Genomic DNA, 24248 nt, shown 5'->3' on the forward strand with positions numbered 1-24248 from the left:
ACCGGCAAAGGTGATTTGTTCACTGTGTTGGTTTACAAGCTAAGGATGCTCCTTAACCTGTAAAGGGATAGAACCAAACGCTTTATTAGCCAGTTCAATGGATTCACTATATCAACAGTAGAGCTTAAATACTATCTTAGCTGTTATCAACAACAGTTTATGCTTACCATTGAACAGGTCATTGATAGTTTTCAGCAGTCTGTACGAGAAGTAGTACAGCCCTTTTATGACAAGTATAAACGTAAGGATTTGCTCAGAGCATGGAAGGATGGAATGTTTCCCCAGTTGGGAAGTATAGGCCGCAACAAGTTGCGCTACTTCTACCACGGAATCGGTTTGAAAGTATATCTGCAAGACAGAGCGGTGGACTTCAACTTTGGTAACGGCAACCGCATAGATGGTTTTGATGAGTATCGGCTACTCGGGTATTTAGAATCGCAAGCTGAACACAAGGGAACATGGACACTAAAAGGTATTCAAGGAGAACTGACAAAGCTCATATCAGAAGGCAAGCTATATCAGCTGGATGGAGATCAAAACTATTATAAGCAAGAGGCGAGGCATTTGGACCCACCTGTTGGTACCAGTTTCTCGCTCATACAGTTTTACACACTTTCCACACACAGTATTTTATACAGACAGCGTAAAATCAGGCAAAACCTGAGCTTGGGCTTCGCATTGCTCTGCTTAAGCATAGTGATTGTCAGCCTCTTTTTAACTGACGGCGATAGATTCTTCATCGTGAGGCAATGGCCGTTGAAGACTTGGCTAATCTGGAGCTGCGTTGTAATAACTTTCGCATTAGGTGTATGGCAGATGGTTATGGTGATCAAATCATCAGTTGAATTAAGTCGCTTAAGGTCATATAGGGAGGTAGCATGAACTGGATACTTAGATATAGCGACAAGTTTGATTACCATACAAACCTAAAGGCGGTACTTGCACCTATTATTGACGACCTTGATGGCTTCAACTGGTTACTGGCAGATCTGGAGTACATGTACTGGGATAAAGGTAACTTACCCATCAATATGGATGACGACTACTTTATTCTTTCCGCCACCCAATTCAGGCAAGTAGTAGAAGCGAACATGCAGATGATCTGGGGTATACTACTGGGTATACCATCCGATTGTTCTATCGTTGTTGACGAAGATAACCTACCCTATGTGGAAGGAAACCCGGTGGTTTGGAAGAATAGTAACTTGCAGCATCCTGAAGCTAGGATTGAGATTGTCAGTTTTGATAGCAGCTATACGATGGTGAAGTTCAAAGATGAAGTGCTGTCAGACAAGTTCAGAGCGTACTTCCCGGAGGCTGTAGAACTGGAGAAGTTCAAGAACAAGTCAGCACCTCATTACTAGTTCGATCTATCACTTCTATTTTACAGTATGACCCCAGATGCAACCGTATTAATTCTCACTAATATCAATCGTCACTAACCCATGTCAGATTACCAGCTCCCACCCTTGAGTAATCATAAGCAGTTTGAATACTTGATTCGCGACTTGTTCAATGAACAGTACCATACTGCCTCGTTCAAGTGTTATGGGAAGAACGGGCATAAGCAGCGTGGCATCGATATACTGTCCTCTGAGCAGAGTATTGTAGTACAATGCAAGAATAAAGACCTAACACGGAGTGCTATGTCGTTGAAAAGTGAATTGTTGAATGACATTAAAGGCACTTTGATCCAGTTAAAGACAGAGCCCAAAATTCACTTCACCACAGCATACATTGCAACCAACATGAGTGAACATACGGACTATGATGATTACTGTGCAGAGCTTAAAGGTGAGTTGCAACTGCCTTTTAGTGTTGTCTTTTGGGGATGGGAGCATATACAACAGCAAGCGAGTGCTTCCCAGCATACACTTAAACGTCATTATCCGCAATTCAATATACAAACAACTTCAACCGAACAACAAGTCGTCTCCAGATTACAAATGAGGAACCGCATTAGAAAGGATTTCGCAGATTGGTTACAGTATGATGCAGGGCAGAGAAAGAGGCGTTCTAGAATGATAATACATTCAATAGATGATAAACACTATCCTGAGCATGTGTTGAACGCAGACGGCCAGTATCAATGGTTTGGAGCTGAGATTGACAGCTTGAAGCATAATGGCTTATCCTTTATAACCGACTTGAAAGAGATATACGTTTACCCTAACAATCAATGGACGGATAAGTTACCTTTTGAAGGTAAGAATATCAGCATAGTTCAAGTAGCTCAAATCCAAACCATTGCTTTGGACGACATTATAGAGTATGATTTACGTGGTGATGAGCATTACTTATGCCCCCACTTCTTTTGTCGGTTTAATCATAAAGGGCAGCCATTCACGAGTCGTTACTATCGTAGGCTCAAAGATATGCGCTATATAACCTATGAGGAAGACACTCGGAAGAATATCAATGAGTAGGAGCCATTAATCATTTAAGTAAAGTTACGCTTATAGCTGCTGGGCAAGAGCTTTCGGCATAAACCCATTTACGACAGACTCAAAGCAATCAATCCTGGCAAGCAAAGTTAGCCGGTTAGCCTGCAAACGGTACCTCACGCACTTTACCACCGCACCAAGGTCGTATCACTTTCCTTTAGGGCTTTCACGGCATAAACCCACTATGCCAACGCTCGCACCCATTTATTCCATGTTCTCCTAAAGCAAAGGTGATCTCCACCTTGCCCTTATTGCCCGCTACTGGCTGTAGTGGCTGCCATAATTAATTTCTTTTCATCACTTAACACTTGAAAGATTATGGCAACTTACACAAAACGTCCATCAACCAAACGCACCAACAACACTGCTACTTACAAAGACACCTATCAGGAAGGAACAGATGCAGTGATTAAAGCCTTAGAGGAAGGCACGGTTATCTGGCAATGTAGCTGGAACCAGGCAGGCTTACCTAAGAACATCACTACTGGCATCGAATACAGAGGCTGGAACATCTTCTGGTTGAACTTCCATACCATGCTGAACGGTTATGCTACACCTTACTATTTAACTTATAAACAAGCACAGGCATTGGGTGGTAACATCCGTAAAGGAGAGAAAGGTACACGCATTGTTTACTGGGCTACCATTGAAAGTAAGCGTAAGGGTGATGATAGTGATACTAATGCAACGACCAATAGCAACACTACTGCTGATACTGATGCTTTACAAGTCAAACCATCTACCAAACTGGTACCTAAAGCACACACGGTGTTTAACATTGCACAAACCGAAGGTATAGCCTTTGACTTACCTTCCTTAACTTCTAAAAGTAAGAATGAGCAGATACTGGCCTGTGAACAAGTCATTGCTGATATGCCTAACCCACCAAAGATTAACTGCAACGGAAGTAAAGCCTACTACATTTCTTCTACTGATACGGTTGTGATACCGAACTTAACCAATTCAATAACCGCAGAAGAATACTATAGTACTTTCTACCATGAGTTAGCGCATAGCACTGGACATACCAGCCGCTTAAATCGTAAGGAAATGATTGAAGGAACTTATGGTAGCAGTAATTACGCTAAAGAAGAACTCACCGCAGAGATGACCAGTGCTTTCCTTTGTGCAATCACCAATATTGGACTGCCTACACTGGCTAACAGTGCAGCTTACCTGCAAGGCTGGCTTAAAGCACTCCGCAATGACAAAACGCTTATCTTGAAAGCTGCTGCACAGGCTCAACGTGCTTGTGATTATATCCTGAACGTAAATTATGAAGCCTCTTAGGAGGCTTTACTTTTAAACTACAATACATTATAATTTAGTTTCATATTTGGAGATTTAATTACCATTACTTAAATTCACAAGCTTACTAATAACCAATCACATGAAACCTTTACTTATCTTAAGCATAGTGCTACTGCTGTGTGCATTATTTCCATTACCCATCGGTTACTATACCTTGCTCCGGATTATTGTCTGTATTACCGCAGTGATGACGATTGTAAATGAATATCGAGCAGATGTAACTCCCTGGATAATTGCGCTTGGTCTTTGTGCGGTTGTATTTAACCCTATACTTCCAATATATCTAAACGACAAAGAAATATGGGCGGCATTAGACATTACAGTTGCCATAGTTTTCACCATTAAGTTATTTCAATTGACAAAGGAAAAACAGTCAACAACTAAGGAAGTATAACTCTATATTGAACCATAGTATCATAAACTTTAAACCTTATTAAATGAACCGTAAAACAACCGCCTCCTTATGCATAATCTTCTTTACACTTCTCGTTTTATCATCATGTGCGCCTAATGAGTCGACCAGCCATGAATATGGTTTCTTTGGTGGCATCATACACGGATTAGTTTTATTTCCGTTTGCACTATTATCTAAACTATTTGGAATGGATTATGGCCTTTATGCTGATAATAATTCAGGATTATTTTATTGGTTAGGTTACATTATTGGATTAGGAGGCCTTGGCGGTGGTGGAGCAGCCAGTAGAAGATCTTAAGCACGTAACTATGACTTCAATCAAATTAAAAAGTATCTTTTATAGGGTTACATTAATAATCAATTAGCGACACTTTGACTATTGACCCTTATATAAAAGAAGTTTGGTTGAAAGTGTCGGGTGATACAATATCAGCTTAATATTGCTACGAAGCTTTATTATCTTCGCTTACCATGAGCTGGCAGGAAAACATTGGCACAATAAAGGAGATTTATCTTAATCAATATCAGATTGTACTTGACTTCGCGACCAATGCCATTGTGCCTTACCTGCTCGATGACGATTACAAGTATGTGTGGGTATATCAGCACCGTCTCTTGAGTGATGTTGAATGGCAAACCTATCAGCTACCCTTGGTTGACTTTACAAGCAGTTATCAAGTACTGGCCAGAGGTGTCCAGTTTGATTTTGTAATGCCTACAACTGCTTTTAAAAAAGTACTACCAAAGCTACCTAACGGAATCGCACTTGTGCAGTTGAACGAACTACCCAAATTCTATCTCAATCCTGCAACCATTAAAGGTAGAACACGCTATGAGCTTTTGAGGAAAGAATGTGATTACCTGTTCGAAGTGGATATACCTTCAGCTACTGATTATGGAACACTTATTAGTTCAAACCGTCAATGGCTGCAATCGCTATTAGACGATAAGCGAATTGACTGGACGAACTTGCCTTAGCTTGAATGTCAAAACATATTTTTGATACATCCTTTACAAGTTTAGCCTTATAAAGAAACAGTTGGCACATCATTTCAATCCCTTACAACAGCCACTTCAGCTACAGTTGCATTTCATGGGGTTACTAACCCTTATTTTACCACTGAAATGTAGTTAAGCGGTTAGTTGATTTGAATGAACATTTTTTGGACAGGTGGTATTATATAACAGTGTTAGTATGAAAAATGTGCAAGTGTTCGGTATTGGTCATAAGGTACTGTGCTATCTCCTTATATTAGCGGATCAGAATGAATAGCGACGAACGTAAAGAAAGGATACGATACTTACGGCTGCAAGAGGAGCGCAAGCGCAAGCTACCTGGCTTACTAGCCCTAGCCTCCAGGCTTTCAGCTAATGACATTGATGAGTCCTGCGTGATATCAATTGAGCAGGGACAAGCATTGCAGGCTCAGTTGGATCGTTCCTTGTATCAAGCTGCTTTTATTGTTAGCTTTCCATTGACACAATTATCAAAGCTACAATCTATACTTACTCAAAGCAATCTCTTGAATCAGGAAAACTACCTAACGGCATATGATTATCAGGATATAGCTATGCTGAAGATAGATACGTCATGGATAACAGAGCACCTGTTGGCGCTGTTAGATTTTGATGGTAATACTATATATACTTATGATCTTGCTTTTGGTAACATGATGTGGATTGACCACAATGAGGGCAATTGGTATGAAGACGGCACTAGTACACGCACTTGGATTTATGAGCTCAGGGTATATGGTAAGGCATGGATAGATAGTGCATATACCGCTTATAAGGATTTAGCTGCTAGCAACGTCTGAATTGTCACCTCAAAGTTAGCTGCTCTATCCGCACATAGGTTCAGTTTATATTACATGAATAGCTGCCTTTAGATCACTGCGAAGCAGTATTTTTAAGCTTAATCAATCTCATGCTTACTCAACTTAAAAGTAAACCTCATCACTTTCTAGCCTATATTGGTTTACTACTGGTATTGCTATCGCTATTACCGACTAAAAGAGTGATTGATGTGAATTTGCACGATACCTACTATGTGATTGGCTATAGGGTGTTATTGGTCTGTGTAGCTGCTGTTTTGCTTTTCCTATGGCTGATCGCTTTATTACTTGTACCTATCGAGACCTCTAGAAGGTTGACCTTATTACACATAGTTATTACCATTATCTCTGTGATAAGCTTGCTACTGTTAACGCGAAGAGATGCAACAGGTATTAATGATGCAGGCTACACTGTAGCTGCTCGTTCTAACTTTATTCTGATACTACCTTACCTTTTATCAATAATAGCTTTCCTGGTAGCTCAGCTAATATTCGTTGTTCATCTTGGTATAGCTATTACAAAATGGATTCTATCAAGGGTAAAATGAAATGCAGCAACATAGAAATTAGCCATTTGAGCTGGTACGAGTAACATCGCCTATCAATGGTATTCAAGGTAGCCCCTTTTAGAGGTTGCCTTTTAACACTTACTTACATAGATTCATCATTATATTAGTAGGCTCGAAGCCTTAACCATATGTTCAAATCAGTTACCACCTTTATTATTCTATTGTTGAGCTGTTCAGATAGCTTTGCCCAACCCAAACGCAATCTTACTATGGTAGTAAGTGTAACCAGGCAAAGGGTATGCAGCTTTTTCATAGGTGTAAAGGTAGGGATGTAACGCTAAGCAGGTGTTAATGATTAGTAATAATGATATAAAATATGGATAAACTTATCAGCCTATATACTTACTGCACAGGTAACCCTTCAAAATATTAATCTTTAACGAAATGTATTTGATGCAGATGCGTGATGACCATTGCAGGACGATGTTCTATTTCTATAACCGTACCTGTTACGTCGATATGCGCAGCTTGAAGTTGATTGCTTTTAAGTCTGTTAGCATTTCCCTCAGTAAAAATTTCCATTGTTGCGTATGGAATTTCAGACACGATAATTAAGCGGCTTCTATTAGCATTCGTACGCTTATGATAGACAACAATACCAGAAACCCTAATACGCTTGCCAGCATACTTTGATGCATCCGCAACTGAAATGACTCGTGGTGGAATGTTGATTCTATGTTTATCTCTTACCCTTTGAGCTGCTGCTTCAAAAATTAATAGTAACAAAAAGGATAGGATAAACACTTGCTTCATGTATTGAAGGTAGGAAAAGAAAGCTATATTGCCTTGCCAATGATAACCTTAACTTTTAAACCAAGTATATGTCTTATATTGCTGCTTACCTTTTGTAGTATGCTCCCTATTGTTGTTAGTGGACAAACGGGACAGACATACAGCATCAAAGGTATTATAGTGAACGGATTGCAGCTTAAAGCTCTGTCATTGACATTAACTGACAGTGCAGGAAAGACCATAACCACGCAGCATAGCGATAGCTTAGGCAGGTTCACCTTTGAATCCCTAGCTAATGGCCAGTATCACCTGATGAACAAAGATTACAAGCTGGATACCCTATTCATTATTAAGGGTAGGTCTATTGACTTGTTTGCTATTCAACTCAACGTTTGCGAGGTAGATGCTAATCAGGCTGACTGGGGCATTCAGCATGGCAAGATCAGATTACTGTTAGCTGGTGGCATCTCACCTGTTTACTATCATGGACAGGAAGTATTTGAGAAGAAGTATCACCTGCGCTATGAGGACTACGGGTGTACACCGCCAAAGCAAACCTGCATGGTAGCTTATGACCGAGCTATCTTTAATTACTTGGATAAGCAATATGGTAAGCGGTGGCGTAAGGAGGTAAGAAAGGATGTGGTTGGATACAGATAAGCATGTGATAGCAATTCAAATGCAATGAGGAGCATATCTATTTAACTTTTATCTTAGTGCTAATCTATTGCTAGCCATGAACCTACACACTTTATACTATTTCAATAGTGCCTCACATCTGCTTAAGTCGATGGCACCACTCCTCATCCTGATAGCTTTGGGACTGGCTGGTTATGGATACTATTGGTATAACAAGCGATATGTATCACCTGATACATCTGATTATGATAGTGAAGGCTATCAGCTGCAATTCAGCGGCATGCGCAAGGGTGCCTGGCTTATAGGTATAGTGGCTGTAGTTACACCCTTTATCATCATGGTAATGATCTTCAGTTATATGGATACCTATGCCGCTTACCGTGATGGTAAGTACAAGGTGGTTCAAGGTAGGGTGCAACAGCTACGGGATACAATGGTGGGAAGGAATAGGTCGAAGTTGAAACTGTTTACGGTGGATACTGCACGCTTTGAATATAATTATGGCGCACCCGAAATCAGTACTTTCCACAATGGGCTTTATGTACGAGTGTCTTACATTCCGGTGGGAAGTGATGGTAAGGATGTCATCAAGCTGGAAAGCGAATGAATGACTTTTACTACTTTAGCTGCAACCTTATGACTGACACCACAGCATATTCAAACAACACTCGACCATGGCATAAGTGGCTATGGTTTACTTTAGGGGTAGTCACACTAATTGGCTTCCTGCCCTGGGAGCGCATGCTGCCCATACAGGTGATGAGCGATAGCTTAGTATATGTGATTGATGGCACACTAGCCATTTGGGGTATGTTTCTATTGCTCTGCATGGGTGGGTTCGTCCTATGGGACAAGGCTCGAGGATGGCTAAAGATACTGGCCACACTGCTCATCCCAATCATTCTGTTCTTAGCCCTCTTTGCAACCTTCGCCAGTATGATCTTCTCTGGTCCTGCATGGAAAGATCAGGTTACTTACATTAGTGATAATGATTGCCTGATTGTACAAGGCATACTTTATGGAAGGGATGACATCGATATGGACTACCGCATTGTACGTACAACTACACCTGAAGCGCCTATCCGGTGGCTGGAAGAGATGAGAGAACTGAAAGCTAATGACCATACCTTTGACATGGTGGCTTCAAGCGTTACGTATCAAGGAAAGGTATGGCATAAGGTGAATAACTTTGAACCGTAAGCTTTATCTCAGCCGCAACTTATGGGCTGATGCTCTTTGCATATCCAACCCTGTAAAAGTATGACGACCAATCAAAATGACCTTAGTTGGTTCAAACAAACCATAGAGCCACAACTTGTAGATTATGAGGTGAGCTATCGCTATTTTGATCAGGGTGACTTTGGCAGCTTGAGTCAGGTCGTAATAGAAGGTAAAAGCAAGGGTGGTCAGATGGATTACTGGGGATTAGGCTGGCTCGGTATTTTCCTATGGGATTACATAAATAAAAAAGAACTCATCAACATACTATTAACTGACGAGGAGCAGGAGAAACATGATCAGTGGCTTAATGAATTAGTCACGCAGCTAATAGAGCAACAATGACACGATCAAAATAACTTTTTAAAACTAAGTATAATCAATTTACAGCTACATGTTTACAGTATTATCTCTTTCCATCTTTATCAAATGAATAGAACTTTATCTATAACTATTTGCATTATTTTGCTGACGAGCTTTGCTATAACTTCATGCGAGCGCAAAAAGGCGGTAGAAAATCGGATTAAGCGAGTTGACATAGCAACAGGTGGTTGCTTCGGTCCTTGTCAACTTACAGCCTTAAGTCTTGACAGTTCGTTGCAATATAAATATTATGGCGGTGAAACGCCATTCTTTCCTCCTGATAAGAAAAGTGGTAACTTAAAAGGATATTTTACCGGTACAGTATCACAGCAATTGTGGGATTCAGTGGGCATTAAGCTCAACCAAATTCATTACCAGCAGCTGGATACCGCTTATACACACTCGCTAGATGATGAGCGGCTCGAATTGTTTATTCAGTACGGCAATGGAAAAACCAAGCACATCAGCGCTCAATCAGCTAGTCTGCCGGACACTGTAAGAGAGGTATTCTTTTGGATTGCGAATACATACAAGAAAGTGAACTTGAAGCCGATTAAAGATAGCATCAAATTCAGGACGACTATACAATGGAGCCCATTGGAACCACCGCCACTACCGAAGGCTTATTAGTGCAGTTGAACAAGCGCAAACCTATCCTTACGACCTTCCTTCACCGCACTCAACTGACCATGCTTCTTTAGTGTTGAAAGTACACCTGATAGTTGCTGCGTTACCTTAGCCTTATCCAATTCAGGCTGTAGTTCCACAAGCTTTGCAGCAATCTCCTCACCAGTGCCTGCTGTAATTTGACTCAATGCATAAGCAATCTTACCGTTTAAAGTAAGTGTAGGTTGATACTCGATTGGTACTTGTAATGGCTTCACAGTTTTAACAGGCTTATTAGCTTTAGCCTTAGTAGCTTTAGCTTTTAAAGCATCAGTATCATTGGCTTCAACACTGGCTTCACGCTTTACCTTAGCTGTAGCTGTATCACTGCTGAATGCACTTAGTACATGCTCAATGCGTTTAACTTCCTGCTGATGGAACTTGATTTTATTTTTCAGGTGAGCAATGATGTCCTTTTCGGTGATAGTTGCCATAGTGTTGTTATTGAACTGCAAGTATAAGGAATTTGGTAATGATTGAGCTTTCCTTTAGATATTGATTTAGAAGTTTAGCCTTTTAAAAAGATAGCTAAACCTACTTTATCACTGTTGATGCATTGATGTTTAGGTACGATTATACAACATTAGCCACATGAACCTTACTGAAGTTATTCAATACCTGAAAGATCGCCATATTGATGAGCAGATTGAGTTGCGCCCAGGTGTGAGTGAAGAGCTGATTAAGCAAGTGGAGCAGACCTACAAAGTGAACTTACCCGATGACATTAAGCAGTTTTATAGGTTTTGCAATGGCTTTGATACGTATGACTGGATGTTCAACCTGATACCTATGGAGGATATGATTGAGCAAAAGGTAAAGTACAGGTACAACGATGAGCCTATACCTTTAGCTGAATACTTAATTTATTCTGAAACCTGGCATCTTAAAGTCAGTGCGACTGACCCCATCGATTACTATATTACTGTTCCTGAAACCCAGGGAAAGGGAGTGTTGACCCGTTCACTGGCAGCGTTTATTGAGCGCTTTTTAAAGGGTGGCTTGCATGATGAAGGTGGCTTGTTAGATTGGGTGAAAGAGCTTTGATAGCAGCAAAGATGATGTTTTTTAAAGCGTATATATAGTTAACGATTCAGGAAAAACATCATCTCTGGCAAGTTGGACTTGGTGAACCTGTAGTTTGCTTCATTCTTTAAAAGTTAACTATCTTGGTTAACTTTTAAACTTATACATGATGAAATTGAAGTTGCTGGTTGTCTGTACTGTGTTTACCCTTATAAGCGCATCATGTCAGCAGTCATTCAACCGTACAGCTTGGGATGATTGTGATTCAGGCATGTGTAACCAGCGCAAGTATATGCTGGATGATTTGCTTAATCACCACCAGCTAAAAGGAATGACCAGGAAACAACTTGTTAAACTATTGGGTGACCAGAACTATACACCTACCTCACCTTACGAAATGACTTATAACATCATCACTGATTACGGCTGGGATATTGATCCGGTATATATAAAGAACCTGACTTTTTATCTGAACAAAAATTCCGTGGTTACAGCTTATAAGGTTGAGGAGTGGAGGAGAAACTAATTTGCTACATTACACAACATCATTAACTAGCTTGGAGCGTATAAAATCAGCCGAATATGGTCAACTTACAAACCTTCACGTTTAAATCTGAACAGAGAGAAAGAACGCTCTACTTGAGTCCAGTTTTGTTACAAGCAAATAAGCTACCTATATTCAAAGCTGGTGAACTGACGATATACGTTTATGAGAACTTTGTAGTGCAGGATTACGATAAACTGGCTTTAGAAGATGGAGAGCTGAAGTGGATGGAAGATGGACAGTTAAAGACGACAATTGAAAGCCGAATCAAACATGATCAGGACTTTGAGAAAGTATACTTAGGCAGCGTATACAAGAACTTCAATGTCAAGGGCGAGTGGCAATGGCAGGAGAAAGGTACTCCACTTAAAGCTGATGAAGTTACACTACTTATCAATGAATTGAATCGCAGGAGTCAGGATGAATCAGCCTAATAAGCGCTATAGCTTTATAAGGTACATTACTTTCCGACACTTTACTATTTACCCTTATAAGTAGAGGTTATTAATTAATGTGTCGGATCTAGGTATATTGCATGGTAATACTAAATATTATCCTTGACTAATGAAATCTGTTTACCGAACCGTCATCGCAAACCTCTGGAGAAGCCCAATCAGAACGTTTACTGTTATCGACTATTTTAAGCTGCATAACTACCATACTACCCTGTTTGTCTTAGCAGGTATTGTAAATGTGTTAAACAGAAATTTTATCAAACTGTCTGACCATCGCAATAACTTACTATCAAACCTCTTATCATCAGTCCTCATAGGCGCACTGGCAGGCTGGTTAGGATTATTATTGTTTTCCGGCTTAGTCTACCTTACTGGCAAATGGCTTAAAGGTCAAGCAAACTTCTCAGATATCAGTAATACCGTTGCCTATGCCACACTGCCTTGCTTGGTATCACTCGGGCTTACAATTTGTGGTATTGCATTGCTTAGGCTACTTGGCTTTGAGTACAATACCTATTACTATCAGTATATGCAAAGCTGGCATTACACTTCTTATGGTATCATCGCAATTCACCGCTACATCAACTATGCATTAAATTTCTACTATTTTGTTTTGGTCTTTGCTGGCTTGTCAGTAGCACAGCACTATTCCATTACAAAAAGTGTAATCAATGTACTATTGGCTATAGGCATGATAGCGTTGCCATTGGCCCTATTCATTATTGTTCCTTATCTAACAAGCAGGTAAGGCTTTACAATAGAGCAATCCAAAGTTTTTGTAGCCGGTATAAAGTAATAATTTGCTGACTTATTGGATTGAATTAATTTAACTGAAGTACCTGTATGAATATACCTTTAACAACTTAACCTGATGAAACCACTCCTAACAGTTGCAATGCTGGTGTTAACGTTTGCAGTTAACGCACAAACCAAATCCTATAAGCTTATCAGTAAGGTCAGTAAGGCAGACTTCAACTATAAGGTGCTTGATGCTTTTACAGATGAAGTGATGGCTTTAAAAGGAAGACGTTCACCAGAGGTGCTATTTGCACCTGTTAAGGGAAACTATAGCTATTATAAGTTCATTGCGACTTATAAAGGTGTATCATTCACAGATAAGGTAGAAACCTTTCATGACATCATCATTATAAAGACGAGTAGTGCTGGTGGGGTAGTAGATGCTTATCAATATACGTTGGAATGGGCTGAAGTTCCGTTTAGCTATGACCTGTTCAGAAGTTCAGCCAAGCATGTAAAGCTGGTCAACAATATTGCTGTACGTAGTTTAAACTTTAAAAGGGTAGATAGGCCAGCAGGTGAGGATAGCAACCTGAAGGATGAAGGTGTCTTGGAGATGGCCAATTTCAAATATTGATTACCCTTATAAAGTTGATAACACGGTATAATCTATACTAATGAATCCTCTCATCAATGCTTCCAATCAGCGATTTAAGTTATAAGGTAGTAGCCTATCAGGAATTTACCTATACTAACCCAATTGAATATGTGGAATGGGCATTGGAGATGATTGAATTGGGTCATGAGAGTGATAGCCTGTTCATATTAGCTGGTTTAAGTCAGCCAGTAAACTATTTTGAAGCTGTAAGGTATCTGAGGTATGCTATTGAAGAACTAGGTTTACAAGTCAAAATGGGTAAAGCAGCTATTATAAGTTGTGGCTACTATTACGTCAAGAATCTAACATATAATGAGAAGCTTAGGAGCAATTTAAAAGCGTTAGCAGACTTATTCATGGATTGGGACAGTGATAACGTGGTTTACGATTTCTACCTGCTTTATTGGGCCTGGGATGATCTTGACTATAGTGACACACAACATTATTGGGATGGTGCAACCAGAGAGAATATTGAGCAGTTAGTGATTGATAGAGCCAAGCAGTGGGTTAGAGAAAACGAACTGGTTTACACGCAATCATTATATAGATGACATTGCACATTTTTTTAACGCATGGTATAGTATAATAGGGGTTGGATGGAAAATGTGCAATCTTAATATCTTTCAATTAACCGTATTAATGCTTGTTTAACAGCTATCAAATCTGTATATTTATACATCAAGTTCATTAATTTATTAATCGGTTGCTCTGTTTGCACATAGCTTGCACAGATGTACATAGAAGGCTAAAAATCGACTTATTGCAGCTACAAACGGAGCAAATGCTTCTATCTTCTAAGCAGTAGGTCTTTGGTTCGAATCCAAACGGAATCACTTATACAAAGCCTTTTGACGATAAGTTGGAAGGCTTTGTAATTTATTGCTGTACCATAAGCATTTAGTCTATTGAATCAAACAGTTAATGTTTAATTGGAAACAAAGGCTGAACGCAATGAAGAAAGGCTCAGCATTCGGAGAAACCTCTATAAAAAAGAAAAAACCAGCAGGCCCACCGCAAGTAATATAAGAAACTGCACTGCATATTCGAACGAAACGATATCAGCTTTATGCTCAACAAGAGCTTGTTTATCTTCAGTACCAGCCATTTTGAATAATTACTGACACTAAGATATGAAAATTACCGGTAGTAACTTTAAATTAATCGTTTTATAGTCCGAAACTTAGTTTCAAACCTGCTTACCTGGTTGGGGCAAACGTTTTGTTGAATAATATTTTGCTATGTTAACGCTAAATGAAATTTATATTTATCCTGTTAAGTCACTCGGCGGGCTTGCGCTGCAGGAAACAGAAGTAACAAACCGGGGCCTGAAGCACGACAGGCGCTGGATGCTGGTGGATGAGCAAGGCCGGTTTCTCTCTCAGCGAACCAGCCCCAATATGGCTCTTTTCAAACTTGTGCCCGAAACAGGCGGATTCAGGGTAATTTACATGCCGGATGGCAGCAGTGTAATCATACGGTTTAATGCCACTATGGGTAAAAGCCTGCCGGTTACCATTTGGGATGATACTTGTACTGGTACATTAGTAGATGCAGAAGCAGACCGGTGGTTTTCAGCTAGGTTAAACTGTGCCTGCCGGCTTGTGTATATGGCTGATGATGCCCTGAGGCCGGTTGATGAACGTTATGCCAAGCAAGCAGAACTGGTTTCTTTTGCGGATGCTTATCCAACCATGCTGATCGGGCAGGCTTCTATCGACTACTTAAATCAGCAATTGCCGGATCCGGTAGGGGCAGACCGGTTCCGGCCCAATTTAATTTTTACAGGCGGTTATGCACATCAGGAAGACCAAATGGCACATATCACCATTAATCATATTGATTTTTATGGCGTTAAGCCCTGCGCCCGCTGCGTGATGATAGGTATTGACCAGCAAACCGGCCGTGTTGGTAAGGAGCCGGCCAAAACGCTGGCTACCTATCGGCAATGGAACAAAAAAGTTTACTTCGGCCAAAACCTGCTGCACCCGGGCTGCGGAAAAATAAGGGTTGGCGATGGGGTTCATATACAAAGCCTGAAGCCCGATTTTATGGAACTGCCTGCGGATATACCGCTTTATACGCTGGCTTAATTAGCGCTGCACCGAAAAAAGTACTGTAGTTGCAGAACCATGACTATTAAAAATGGTTATTAGTTTTATGAGAAATGCTTTTGAAATTGATGTGCCGATGAAAGATCGTCCGGTGGTTATTATGGTAACCCCCCGGGAGAATGAAAGCAACGTGTTTGATCTTAGCTATTGTAATGAGCCTTGCGGCTGTATATTTTGCAACGAAAACAATGTCTGGATATATGAGCCGCATGCACCAGCTGCCTTATTGTTTGATGAGGTACAGATTAAGCACTTAGGTGCTGCCATTGGTGCGCACCTGCAGCAGCAATAGCAGCAGTACCTTAAACCAGGCAGTACTTATTGCGGGTTACACCTTATTTAATTTGATTCCCTTTTTTGGATTATAATCTATTTATTTCTCCAACTTATTTATCCTGTCACCGTATAACGTTTTACCAGTTGGCCTCCTATTACCAATTTAATAAACAGTTATGCATCATGAATACCAGCGGTTGCTGGCTGTAAACAGATTTAAATCTTTAACCGATGGTATTGGTCATGATTTGGACAATATAGCGCAGCTGGCTGGTCAGATATGTGAAATGCCTGTAACCTTGATTACGCTGATTGATGATAAAATGCAGTGGTTTAAAGCGAAGCGGGGCGTAATCATTGATTGTAATGAGCGGGAGTCTTCTTTTTGTAATGTAACCATTGCGCAGGATAACCTGCTGATGGTAACGGATACCCTGGCCGATGAACGGTTTGCAAACTTACCTGTGGTAATTAATGAACCGCATGTGCGTTTTTATGCCGGTATTGCCTTAACTACTTATGATGGCCATGCCGTAGGTACCATCTGTGTACTGGACGTTAAGCCGGGCACCTTAAATGAACTGCAGCAAACCTCGTTGCAAACCTTAGCCAAACAGGCGGTAAACGTGTTGGAACTCAACTGGAGCTTACGGAGCCTGGCTGAACAGCATGACAATTGCCAGGCGCAGAAGCATGATATTGAGCAATACGCAATGAAGCTGAACGCCGTATTTAACAGTTCAAAAGACATTCATATACTGCTTAACAAGCATTATCAGATATTGGCTTTTAACAGAGCGGCACAAGCCTATGCTTATAACAGCAACAGCCAGCCCCTTGAGTTAAATACTTCCCTGCTAAATTACGTAAGCCCGGTGCGGGGAAAGCGCCTGCTGGCATATTTCAACAGTGCAATATCAGGCCTGGCGCATCAAACACAATGGCAGGTACAATCAGGTGATGCTACCTGTTGGCTGGATGTGTTTTTTACACCGGTAAGCAATGAAGAGGACGAAGTTATAGGCGTAGCAATAAACGCTACTGATGTTACTTTAACCAGAAAACATGCTGCACAGGTAGATGAGCAAAATGCCGCTTTACAGCGTATAGCTACTTTCCAGTCGCATGAGTTGCGGCGGCCGGTAGCATCGTTAATGGGCATTATTGACCTGATTAAGGATGAACCTGTACTGGCTGATCATACTTACGTAAGTATGATGGCCGCCGCTGTTGATGAGCTTGACTATAAAATTCGTGGTATTGTAAAGGATGCCGAATCTACTATTTACGGATAGCCAGAAAAGTGTACCTGAAGCCGTAGCTTAAAGCAATTAAAATATATACCTGATACCGCACCAGGGTATTTCCTGGGTGAGCATATTAATAAAGGTATCAATCATCTGCGCTTTAGCCTGGTGCTCGTACCGGATGTTGATGCCGCCAAAGCTGCTGCGCTTGGTTTCCTGCAATTCCGGCAGCCACAGTAACTCTTCAGCTTTGGGGTTAATACTGAGGTTGGCCTGGTGCTGAAACTGATTATGCGTCAAAAATATTACCTCGCATTCCATCTGCTCTTTAACAGCCGGGCTAACCGCCGCATTCAGTTGCTGAAACAATTCGCGGTAATCTTCTTCCCAATCTCTTTCCACGCCGCGTACCCGGTCGTACACTATTACCGGCGAAAAATTAACATGCACATCGTAACCGGCTTCATAAAACTCATTAATGGCCTGCAGGCGTTTATCAATACTATCAGTACGCACATCTACCAGCCGGCTCACCTCAGCCGGCATCAGGCTAAAGCGTATACGCACTTTGCGTTCAGGGTTGAACCCGAGCAGATCCCGGTTCACAAACTTGGTGGCAAAGGTAGCTTTAGCCCTCTCGTGATGCTTGAAAAAATCAAACGCCTTTTGTATGCTGTCTGAAATGCTGTAATCAATAGCGATGTCCGAATTGCAGCCAATGTCATAGGTATAAAATTCAGCATCAGTTTGGTTAGGCACTCTGGGCCAGGGCTGACTCATCACATGCTTGTTCACCGTAGCCATAATTTCATCCACATTGGTAAAAATAGTAATGGGATTTATAGCCTTATGTCGGTCTACATAACAATAAGCACAACCCGCGTAACAACCATTGGCTAAACTTGGGGCAATAAAATCAGAACTGCGGCCGCTGAATTTAATTTGCTGTGATTTTAGCCGGCTCAGCACCAGTACATCAGACTTGGCTTTGTAATGAGCCATATCTGCAAGTTCGGGCAAACGGTTGTGCTGCTTTACCTGCTGAAGCGTGGCTTCGGGAAACTGACCGGCCAGTTTCCGGCCCTGCTCATTTAAAGCATCCGGCGTAAAAAGTATTTGTTTCGGGTTAAATTCGTGCATAATCGGCTATAAAACCCTATAGGTTAATAACCGTGCCATACCCTTGTTTTGGCAGTAACTGAGCGTAAAAAACATGTCATTTTACTGCACTTTTAACTGTGCAGGATCAGTAATAATAATTTCTGGTTTGCCCTTAAATTCAATCACTTTCCCGGTGATGCAAACCATCTTTTCTTTATAAAACTCATCCGGACTGTTGCTGAATTTCTTGCGGTCTTCGGCCTTGATCACCAGGGTAAGCGGTTCATTGGGGTGAAGGCCGCCTACGTCCATCAGGGTGAGTGATGAAGCAGTAAAAAATTTAGTATTATATACTTTATCACAGATGATCACCTCTTCGTTCAGGTGTTTGGCCGCATCTTTTGCCTCTATTTTAGTTTGTGCCTGTGCCAGGCTGAACACGGAGAAGAACAGGATAAGCGTTAGCAGGTAATTTTTCATTGTCCGGATTGATATGAAATCTTTGGGAGTTGGAGGATAAATATTTAAAGGTTAATAGCCTGCCTGATTAAGCGCAAACAGCAGTCTTCAGCCAGAAATCATGCATCGATTTCAGGCAGTTCACCAAATTTATGTAGCCCATCGGCTTGGTTACATAGGCGTTAGCGCCATTCTCCAATGAGCTTTTAATATCCTTTGGATTATCAGAGGTAGTGAACATGATTACCGGCACACACCGTAAAGACGGCGTTTCTTTAATCTTCTTCAGAATATCCAGCCCTGATACACCGGGCAGGTTCATATCCAGCAAAATCATCCGGGGCTTATCTCTTCGGTCAGCAATCTGTTCAATTTGCTGCAAGGCAGTTCTTCCGTCCTCAATTACCGTTAATTGTGCCTGTTCATCTACCTGACTGAACGCCCGTTCTACAATTTCCGAAAAATCAAGATTATCTTCAATATATACAATATCAGCTTTTTGCATCAGCATATTTGGTAAATGATACATAAAATATCGTGCCAACTCCTAATTCACTTTCCAGCCATATACGTCCGTTGTGTTTTTCCACAATTCTTTTTACAATAGCCAAACCTACGCCTGTACCTTCATAATCCTGCACATTGTCCATACGTTTGAACAGGTCAAATATGCGGTTGTAATAATTTACATCAATACCCACCCCATTATCTTTAATGGTATACACCACTTCATGATCGGTTACCTGTCCGTTTACGGTAACTACCGGATCAGGTTTGCGGCCGGAGTATTTAATTGCATTATTCAGCAAGTTAGAAAACACCTGCGATATCATGGTTTCGTCGCCTTTTATGTCTGGCGTTTGCTGTATGGTAAAAGTTAAATTCACCGGTTTTTGCGCAACCAGTAAATCCTGCTTAATGTCATTCAGTAACGCGGCCATGTCAATCGGAACATAATCAATTTCCGCGCGGCCAATTTGTGAATAGTTTAACACCTCTTTGATCAGAAAATTCATCTTATCCGCACCGCTGATTACCTTGTTAACAATACGCTTAGAGCCGGCATCAAGATTCGGGTTGGTTTCAATCAATAATTCCGAATAATTTTTGATGGTAGACAGCGGGGTACGCAAATCATGCGAGATGGTAAAACTGAAGGTGTCCAGCTCATCATAGGCCTGTTTCAGCTTTTCATTGAGTATGCGTATCTCATTGGCCTGGCGGTTAATAGCATACACTACTTCCTCGCGTAAGCGTAATACCGAAGCAATTTCGGCATTTGACCAGCGGCTGGAAGTATGCCTAACCGTTTCCGTCCATACCTCGAATGACTGGCGCGGCGATAGGTTCATCATGCCGTTCTCCGCTTTTTCTACCGGTTTATCGGGGTTGCCCGCCCAGTTAACACTGGTGATTTGCTCCGGCTTAAACCACATGATCATTTCGCCCATCTCGCTGCTCAGTGAGCAGGCTAACAAACCGCTGGCTATGGCGCTGTAGTTTTTGGCTAATGGGTACAAGGCTGGCAGGTGGTGGGTATAAAATATCTTATCTGCCAACTGGCTTTTCAGCCATACTGCCAGTTCCAGCAATTGCGCTTCTTCCGGAGTTTCACCCAACAGGGTAATGCCGCCTTCAAATAAAAGCGCTGCACCGGTGGCCTGTACCGCATTGAGTATGGATGGCTGATTTTTGGTTAATACTTCGCCTATATTGCCGCCTTTGCGCAGCCCGGCCGAAAGGGAATTATACACCTGCTGAAATTGCCCGCTAATGTCAACATTCTCCTCATCCTGCTTAAACTCCAGTGCCGAAGAAATGATTTGCCCTACCAGCTTGGCGGCTTCCCGCGCTTTGTAATCAATAAACCGCGGCGTATTGTTATGGCAGGCAATCAGCCCCCATAGCTCATCGCGATAAATCAGAGATATACTGAAGCTGGAACCCACACCCATATTTTTGAGGTATTGTATATGTATGGGTGAAACCGCACGCAGCGCGGAGTTGGTCAAATTCAGCGGCCCGGCTTCGCCATTAATACTTAACGCTAATATTGGCGAAGGCTCGGCGTTAACATCGGTAATCAGGCGGGTTAAGTTTTGCTTGTAAAGTTCGCGCGCCTGCTTCGGAATATCGGTGGCCGGGTAATGTAACCCTAAAAATGGCGCTAAGTCGTCGTTGGCTGCTTCTGCAATAACATGGCCATGCCCGTCATCCAGAAATTTGTAAACCATTACCCGGTCGTATTCAATAATGTTTTTTACCTGCGTTGCCGCATTGTTCATCAGCTCCTGCAGGTACTTGCCATTCAGCATTTCAGATACCGACCGGCCCACCGCACGCTGCAGGTCGAAATTCAGGTCGGATGTGGCCGGCTCAAACTCTAATAAAAAGCCGTTGTCTGCATAGTTGATGATCAGGTTATAGTTTTGCCCGTTAAGGGAAACCACATAGGGGTTGATGTGGTCAAATGATTTGGCATTACTGCCCAATTGCAGTAAATGAGTAATAAAGTCGGAATTGCTGTCATCTGCAATGAGCGCTTTTAACCCGGCAACCGGCTTGCCTAACAGGGCAGGGGCGGTGGTAGCTAAATACTGCTCAATATTAGCGCTTGCATACTTAATATTACGCTGATCATCAATAGCCACTAAAAAGCCGTGCGCCTGTACTTTGCCCGGTATATGAATAGGCTCGCGGTCGCAATTGGTTAAATCTACTTGAAAGTCATTCATCAGGTTGGATCGAAACAGGTAGTTTTAAAATTTCAAATATAATTTAAATAACAAGCGGTTAACGTAAAATTGCTGTATATTTAAATTGCTAATATCAGCACAGTGCGTACGGTTGCTAATTTAATTAACAGGCGTTTAAACAACCAGGTAGAGTAAAATATTTTACGCTTTTTTGTTGTCCTGCTGTTATTAACATATACGTCTTACCATCACATTGGCCTATGCTTACCAAACGCAACGAGGACAAGCAGGAATCAGATTTCACCATTGCGCAGCAGCGGCAGATGGAGGCTTTCTACCTGCAGGCGCCGGGGTTGCTGGCCGTACTGCACGGCGGGGATTACCGGTGCACCTATTTTAATCATGATTTCGGGGAGTTTTGCAACAGGCAGGATATAAAGCATCAGCCCCTGCAAAGTATATGGCCCGGTGCAAGCGTTCAAGGCATGTTAACACAGCTGGATGAAGTTTACCAAACCGGTGAAAGCAGGCGGGTTACAGATTTGCCGGTAATGGTTAAAGCGCAACACGATACTGCTGCCCTAAAATGTTACGATTGGTCTTGTACGCCCCTTACTAACGAAGCCGGCCATACTTATGGGGTAACCTTGTGGGGAATAGAAGTAACCGCACGTGCAAAGGCGCATTTACAACTGTCGGATCAGCAAATGATGTTTCAAAACATTATCAGTGCGGCAGGTACGGCGCTATGGATGATTAATGCACGCGGGCAGGTGGTGTTTGTAAACCAGGCGTGGATTGACTGGACAGGTAAGCCGCTGAAGGCGCACCTGGGCCGTCGGTGGATACGCTCGGTATTGCCCGAAGACCGTTACCATGTTATCAATACCTATATACAACGCTTCAAAAATAAAGAGCCTTACAGCGTAGATTTCAGGATACTAAGGACGGGCAAAGAATTAATATGGATTGCCGCCACCGGCAAGCCCCGCTACCTGGCCGATGGTACGTTTGCGGGTTACGTAGGCTCCTGCATGGATATTACGGAGCGCAAAAATGCCGAGCAGGCCGCAAAGGACAGCCAGGAACGGTTCAGGCTGATTGCCGATAGTGCTCCGGTACTCATCTGGATGAGCCGGAAAGATCACAGAATATCTTTTTTAAACCGGCAGTTCTTGGATTTCTTAGGCTTAAAGTCCATCAGCGACTACCGGGTTAACGGCCAGAAAGATCATATCCATCCTGATGATATAGACCGGCTGGTGCAATGTTATAACCGTTCTTTCCTGCTGCAATCGGAATATTACCTGGAGTACAGGATAAGAAATGCCGAAGGTATATACCGATGGGTGGCCATGAAGGGGGTGCCGCGTTATAATGAGCAGAGCGTATTTAAAGGCTATATCGGTTCGGGTATGGATATTACGGTGATGAAAGAACATGAGCAGGTAAAGAACGATTTTATCGGTATGGCCAGCCATGAGCTAAAAACACCTATTACCTCTATCAAAGCCTATGTGCAATTGCTCCTGAACAAGCAAAAGCATGCCGACGAAAATGATTTCACAAAAAAATCACTCACCACAGTAAACAAGCAGGTGGGCAGGCTTACCCGCCTGGTAGCCGATCTGCTCGATGTTTCTAAAATGGATAGCGGCAGGCTGAGCCTTAATCTTGATCATCTTGTACTTAACGACGCCGTTAAGGAAGCCGTGGACGAAGTACAGCATACCAGCGGCAACCACACCATCAACTACCATGAAGATGATCGCTATCCTGTTGTTGCAGATAAAGACCGCATTGCGCAGGTAGTAACCAACCTGTTAACCAACGCCATTAAATATTCACCTTCAGCCAAACAGGTTGATATTGCTGTAAAGGGTGACCAAAACGAGGTAACCGTATCGGTGCAGGACTACGGCATCGGCATCAGCGAAGATGACCAGCAGCGGGTATTTAACCGCTTTTACCGGGTAGAAGGTAAAAACGAGCAGACATTTTCGGGTTTTGGTATCGGCCTTTTTATTGCAGCCGAAATTATAAAACGCCACAAAGGGAAGATATGGCTGCACAGTGAGCGCGGACAGGGAACCATCTTTTTTTTCAAACTTCCGGTGAGCAAACTGGATGTTTAATCCGGCAAAGACTGATAAATGCAAAAAATAAAAAATTAATTAAACACTACTGTTATGATCTTGTTAACTTATTAAATCATCTACTAACAAGTAACAAACATGAAAGATCAAACTAAAATTATTACAGCACTTTTAGTGGGTGCCGCCGCCGGTGCAGCCATCGGCCTGTTATTGGCTCCTGAAAGTGGTTCTGAATTGAGAGAGGATATCTCTGATTATATCAACGATTTGTTTGAAAAAGCAAAGGAAAAGGCACAAAGTACTGCCGATGACCTGAAAGAGTATGGAAGCACTGTGGCCGATAAAGCCAAATCAAAACTGAACAGCATTTCAGGCGATTTTAATGATTATAAGGACGAAGCCATCGGCGCTGCCAAATCAAAATACAGCGAATTGAAAGGCGAAGCTACTGATGCTTATGACGAAGCAAAATCAAAAGCCAGTGATGCTTACGGTGATGCCAAAGCACAGGTAAAAAGCAAGGCGAATGACGCCAACTCGCAAATACAAGGTGCATAACCTGTAATTTGAACATAAAACAGCAAAGCCCGGTAAAACTACCGGGCTTTGCTGTTTTATATTTATTTGTAATTAACAGCTATTATATACAACC

General features: G+C 41.9%; 33 protein-coding genes. 25 read left to right on the forward strand and 8 right to left on the reverse strand.

Annotated features, from left to right (window positions below; genetic code table 11):
• Positions 1 to 159: 159 nt before the first annotated feature.
• The 9 genes from ACY652_RS14650 (at position 160) to ACY652_RS14690 (ending at position 6553) form a co-directional block, all read left to right on the forward strand.
• The gene (locus ACY652_RS14650; RefSeq protein ID WP_462265130.1) at positions 160 to 882 is read left to right on the forward strand and encodes a DUF6896 domain-containing protein; all 723 of its coding nucleotides are present in this window, start codon (positions 160 to 162) and stop codon (positions 880 to 882) included.
• Positions 879 to 1364 (forward strand): hypothetical protein, encoded by a 486-nt coding sequence (locus ACY652_RS14655; protein WP_462265131.1) that lies wholly within the window; start codon positions 879 to 881, stop codon positions 1362 to 1364. The genes ACY652_RS14650 and ACY652_RS14655 overlap by 4 nt, the downstream gene beginning before the upstream one ends.
• A gap of 282 nt (positions 1365 to 1646) precedes the next feature.
• Positions 1647 to 2426: a hypothetical protein gene (locus tag ACY652_RS14660; protein WP_462265132.1), complete on the forward strand. Its 780-nt coding sequence runs from the start codon at positions 1647 to 1649 to the stop codon at positions 2424 to 2426.
• Between the two features lie 336 nt (positions 2427 to 2762).
• Positions 2763 to 3734, forward strand: a complete 972-nt coding sequence (locus ACY652_RS14665) for an ArdC family protein (RefSeq protein WP_462265133.1) — start codon at positions 2763 to 2765, stop codon at positions 3732 to 3734.
• A 100-nt stretch (positions 3735 to 3834) separates the two neighbouring features.
• Complete coding sequence (locus tag ACY652_RS14670) at positions 3835 to 4149, forward strand: DUF6804 family protein (RefSeq protein ID WP_462265134.1); 315 nt, start codon at positions 3835 to 3837, stop codon at positions 4147 to 4149.
• Between the two features lie 43 nt (positions 4150 to 4192).
• Positions 4193 to 4468: a hypothetical protein gene (locus ACY652_RS14675; RefSeq protein ID WP_462265135.1), complete on the forward strand. Its 276-nt coding sequence runs from the start codon at positions 4193 to 4195 to the stop codon at positions 4466 to 4468.
• A gap of 173 nt (positions 4469 to 4641) precedes the next feature.
• A complete protein-coding gene (locus ACY652_RS14680) occupies positions 4642 to 5148 on the forward strand; it encodes a hypothetical protein (protein ID WP_462265136.1) in 507 nt (168 codons plus the stop codon).
• Positions 5149 to 5435: 287 nt separating this feature from the next.
• On the forward strand, positions 5436 to 5987 hold the full coding sequence (locus ACY652_RS14685) for a hypothetical protein (RefSeq protein ID WP_462265137.1): 552 nt from the start codon (positions 5436 to 5438) through the stop codon (positions 5985 to 5987).
• Positions 5988 to 6097: 110 nt separating this feature from the next.
• Positions 6098 to 6553 (forward strand): hypothetical protein, encoded by a 456-nt coding sequence (locus tag ACY652_RS14690; protein WP_462265138.1) that lies wholly within the window; start codon positions 6098 to 6100, stop codon positions 6551 to 6553.
• A gap of 124 nt (positions 6554 to 6677) precedes the next feature.
• On the opposite strand, the gene ACY652_RS14695 is transcribed toward ACY652_RS14690, so the two are convergent.
• Positions 6678 to 6827, reverse strand: a complete 150-nt coding sequence (locus ACY652_RS14695) for a hypothetical protein (RefSeq protein WP_462265139.1) — start codon at positions 6825 to 6827, stop codon at positions 6678 to 6680.
• Between the two features lie 116 nt (positions 6828 to 6943).
• Positions 6944 to 7327: a hypothetical protein gene (locus ACY652_RS14700; protein ID WP_462265140.1), complete on the reverse strand. Its 384-nt coding sequence runs from the start codon at positions 7325 to 7327 to the stop codon at positions 6944 to 6946.
• A gap of 189 nt (positions 7328 to 7516) precedes the next feature.
• Here ACY652_RS14700 and ACY652_RS14705 point away from each other — a divergent pair, with 189 nt between their 5' ends.
• From ACY652_RS14705 to ACY652_RS14725, 5 genes are all read left to right on the forward strand, one after another.
• Positions 7517 to 7966, forward strand: coding sequence for an FEKKY domain-containing protein (locus ACY652_RS14705; protein ID WP_462265141.1), 450 nt, complete (start codon positions 7517 to 7519; stop codon positions 7964 to 7966).
• 76 nt (positions 7967 to 8042) lie between these two features.
• Positions 8043 to 8552 (forward strand): hypothetical protein, encoded by a 510-nt coding sequence (locus ACY652_RS14710; protein ID WP_462265142.1) that lies wholly within the window; start codon positions 8043 to 8045, stop codon positions 8550 to 8552.
• A 329-nt stretch (positions 8553 to 8881) separates the two neighbouring features.
• Positions 8882 to 9145 carry a hypothetical protein gene (locus ACY652_RS14715; RefSeq protein ID WP_462265143.1) on the forward strand — a complete coding sequence of 88 codons (264 nt, stop codon included), beginning with the start codon at positions 8882 to 8884 and terminating at the stop codon, positions 9143 to 9145.
• A gap of 60 nt (positions 9146 to 9205) precedes the next feature.
• Positions 9206 to 9508, forward strand: coding sequence for a hypothetical protein (locus ACY652_RS14720; protein WP_462265144.1), 303 nt, complete (start codon positions 9206 to 9208; stop codon positions 9506 to 9508).
• An 84-nt stretch (positions 9509 to 9592) separates the two neighbouring features.
• Positions 9593 to 10156, forward strand: coding sequence for a DUF6438 domain-containing protein (locus ACY652_RS14725; protein WP_462265145.1), 564 nt, complete (start codon positions 9593 to 9595; stop codon positions 10154 to 10156).
• On the opposite strand, the gene ACY652_RS14730 is transcribed toward ACY652_RS14725, so the two are convergent.
• Entirely contained in the window at positions 10153 to 10626 is a 474-nt protein-coding gene (locus ACY652_RS14730) for a hypothetical protein (RefSeq protein ID WP_462265146.1), read from the reverse strand. The two genes, ACY652_RS14725 and ACY652_RS14730, sit on opposite strands and share 4 nt — an antisense overlap.
• 157 nt (positions 10627 to 10783) lie before the next feature.
• Between ACY652_RS14730 and ACY652_RS14735 the strand changes: the two genes are divergently transcribed.
• The 6 genes from ACY652_RS14735 to ACY652_RS14760 all read left to right on the forward strand — a co-directional run bounded on the left by ACY652_RS14735 (position 10784) and on the right by ACY652_RS14760 (position 14161).
• Positions 10784 to 11236, forward strand: a complete 453-nt coding sequence (locus ACY652_RS14735) for an SMI1/KNR4 family protein (RefSeq protein WP_462265147.1) — start codon at positions 10784 to 10786, stop codon at positions 11234 to 11236.
• Positions 11237 to 11381: 145 nt separating this feature from the next.
• On the forward strand, positions 11382 to 11741 hold the full coding sequence (locus ACY652_RS14740) for a hypothetical protein (RefSeq protein WP_462265148.1): 360 nt from the start codon (positions 11382 to 11384) through the stop codon (positions 11739 to 11741).
• A gap of 56 nt (positions 11742 to 11797) precedes the next feature.
• Entirely contained in the window at positions 11798 to 12193 is a 396-nt protein-coding gene (locus tag ACY652_RS14745) for a hypothetical protein (RefSeq protein WP_462265149.1), read from the forward strand.
• Positions 12194 to 12323: 130 nt separating this feature from the next.
• Complete coding sequence (locus tag ACY652_RS14750; RefSeq protein ID WP_462265150.1) at positions 12324 to 12962, forward strand: YIP1 family protein; 639 nt, start codon at positions 12324 to 12326, stop codon at positions 12960 to 12962.
• A 123-nt stretch (positions 12963 to 13085) separates the two neighbouring features.
• Positions 13086 to 13589, forward strand: coding sequence for a hypothetical protein (locus ACY652_RS14755; RefSeq protein WP_462265151.1), 504 nt, complete (start codon positions 13086 to 13088; stop codon positions 13587 to 13589).
• 56 nt (positions 13590 to 13645) lie between these two features.
• Positions 13646 to 14161: a hypothetical protein gene (locus tag ACY652_RS14760; RefSeq protein ID WP_462265152.1), complete on the forward strand. Its 516-nt coding sequence runs from the start codon at positions 13646 to 13648 to the stop codon at positions 14159 to 14161.
• Positions 14162 to 14592: 431 nt separating this feature from the next.
• Here ACY652_RS14760 and ACY652_RS14765 read toward each other — a convergent pair whose 3' ends face one another.
• Positions 14593 to 14715, reverse strand: coding sequence for a hypothetical protein (locus ACY652_RS14765; RefSeq protein WP_462265153.1), 123 nt, complete (start codon positions 14713 to 14715; stop codon positions 14593 to 14595).
• 133 nt (positions 14716 to 14848) lie between these two features.
• Between ACY652_RS14765 and ACY652_RS14770 the strand changes: the two genes are divergently transcribed.
• The 3 genes from ACY652_RS14770 (at position 14849) to ACY652_RS14780 (ending at position 17292) form a co-directional block, all read left to right on the forward strand.
• Positions 14849 to 15700 (forward strand): MOSC domain-containing protein, encoded by an 852-nt coding sequence (locus tag ACY652_RS14770; protein ID WP_462265154.1) that lies wholly within the window; start codon positions 14849 to 14851, stop codon positions 15698 to 15700.
• A 67-nt stretch (positions 15701 to 15767) separates the two neighbouring features.
• Positions 15768 to 16013, forward strand: coding sequence for a hypothetical protein (locus ACY652_RS14775; RefSeq protein ID WP_462265155.1), 246 nt, complete (start codon positions 15768 to 15770; stop codon positions 16011 to 16013).
• Positions 16014 to 16173: 160 nt separating this feature from the next.
• Positions 16174 to 17292 carry a PAS domain-containing protein gene (locus ACY652_RS14780; RefSeq protein ID WP_462265156.1) on the forward strand — a complete coding sequence of 373 codons (1119 nt, stop codon included), beginning with the start codon at positions 16174 to 16176 and terminating at the stop codon, positions 17290 to 17292.
• A gap of 36 nt (positions 17293 to 17328) precedes the next feature.
• On the opposite strand, the gene ACY652_RS14785 is transcribed toward ACY652_RS14780, so the two are convergent.
• The 4 genes from ACY652_RS14785 to ACY652_RS14800 all read right to left on the reverse strand — a co-directional run bounded on the left by ACY652_RS14785 (position 17329) and on the right by ACY652_RS14800 (position 21539).
• Positions 17329 to 18384, reverse strand: a complete 1056-nt coding sequence (locus ACY652_RS14785) for a spore photoproduct lyase family protein (RefSeq protein ID WP_462265157.1) — start codon at positions 18382 to 18384, stop codon at positions 17329 to 17331.
• An 81-nt stretch (positions 18385 to 18465) separates the two neighbouring features.
• A complete protein-coding gene (locus tag ACY652_RS14790; RefSeq protein ID WP_462265158.1) occupies positions 18466 to 18825 on the reverse strand; it encodes a hypothetical protein in 360 nt (119 codons plus the stop codon).
• Between the two features lie 67 nt (positions 18826 to 18892).
• On the reverse strand, positions 18893 to 19309 hold the full coding sequence (locus ACY652_RS14795) for a response regulator (RefSeq protein ID WP_462265159.1): 417 nt from the start codon (positions 19307 to 19309) through the stop codon (positions 18893 to 18895).
• Positions 19296 to 21539, reverse strand: a complete 2244-nt coding sequence (locus ACY652_RS14800; protein ID WP_462265160.1) for an ATP-binding protein — start codon at positions 21537 to 21539, stop codon at positions 19296 to 19298. The genes ACY652_RS14795 and ACY652_RS14800 overlap by 14 nt, the downstream gene beginning before the upstream one ends.
• Positions 21540 to 21760: 221 nt before the next feature.
• Between ACY652_RS14800 and ACY652_RS14805 the strand changes: the two genes are divergently transcribed.
• Positions 21761 to 23635: a PAS domain-containing sensor histidine kinase gene (locus ACY652_RS14805; protein ID WP_462265161.1), complete on the forward strand. Its 1875-nt coding sequence runs from the start codon at positions 21761 to 21763 to the stop codon at positions 23633 to 23635.
• Between the two features lie 99 nt (positions 23636 to 23734).
• Positions 23735 to 24154 carry a YtxH domain-containing protein gene (locus ACY652_RS14810; RefSeq protein WP_462265162.1) on the forward strand — a complete coding sequence of 140 codons (420 nt, stop codon included), beginning with the start codon at positions 23735 to 23737 and terminating at the stop codon, positions 24152 to 24154.
• The last annotated feature ends 94 nt before the right edge of the window (positions 24155 to 24248 follow it).

Origin of the sequence: Mucilaginibacter sp., assembly GCF_965200995.1 — a bacterium.
Classification (GTDB): Bacteria; Bacteroidota; Bacteroidia; order Sphingobacteriales; family Sphingobacteriaceae; genus Mucilaginibacter.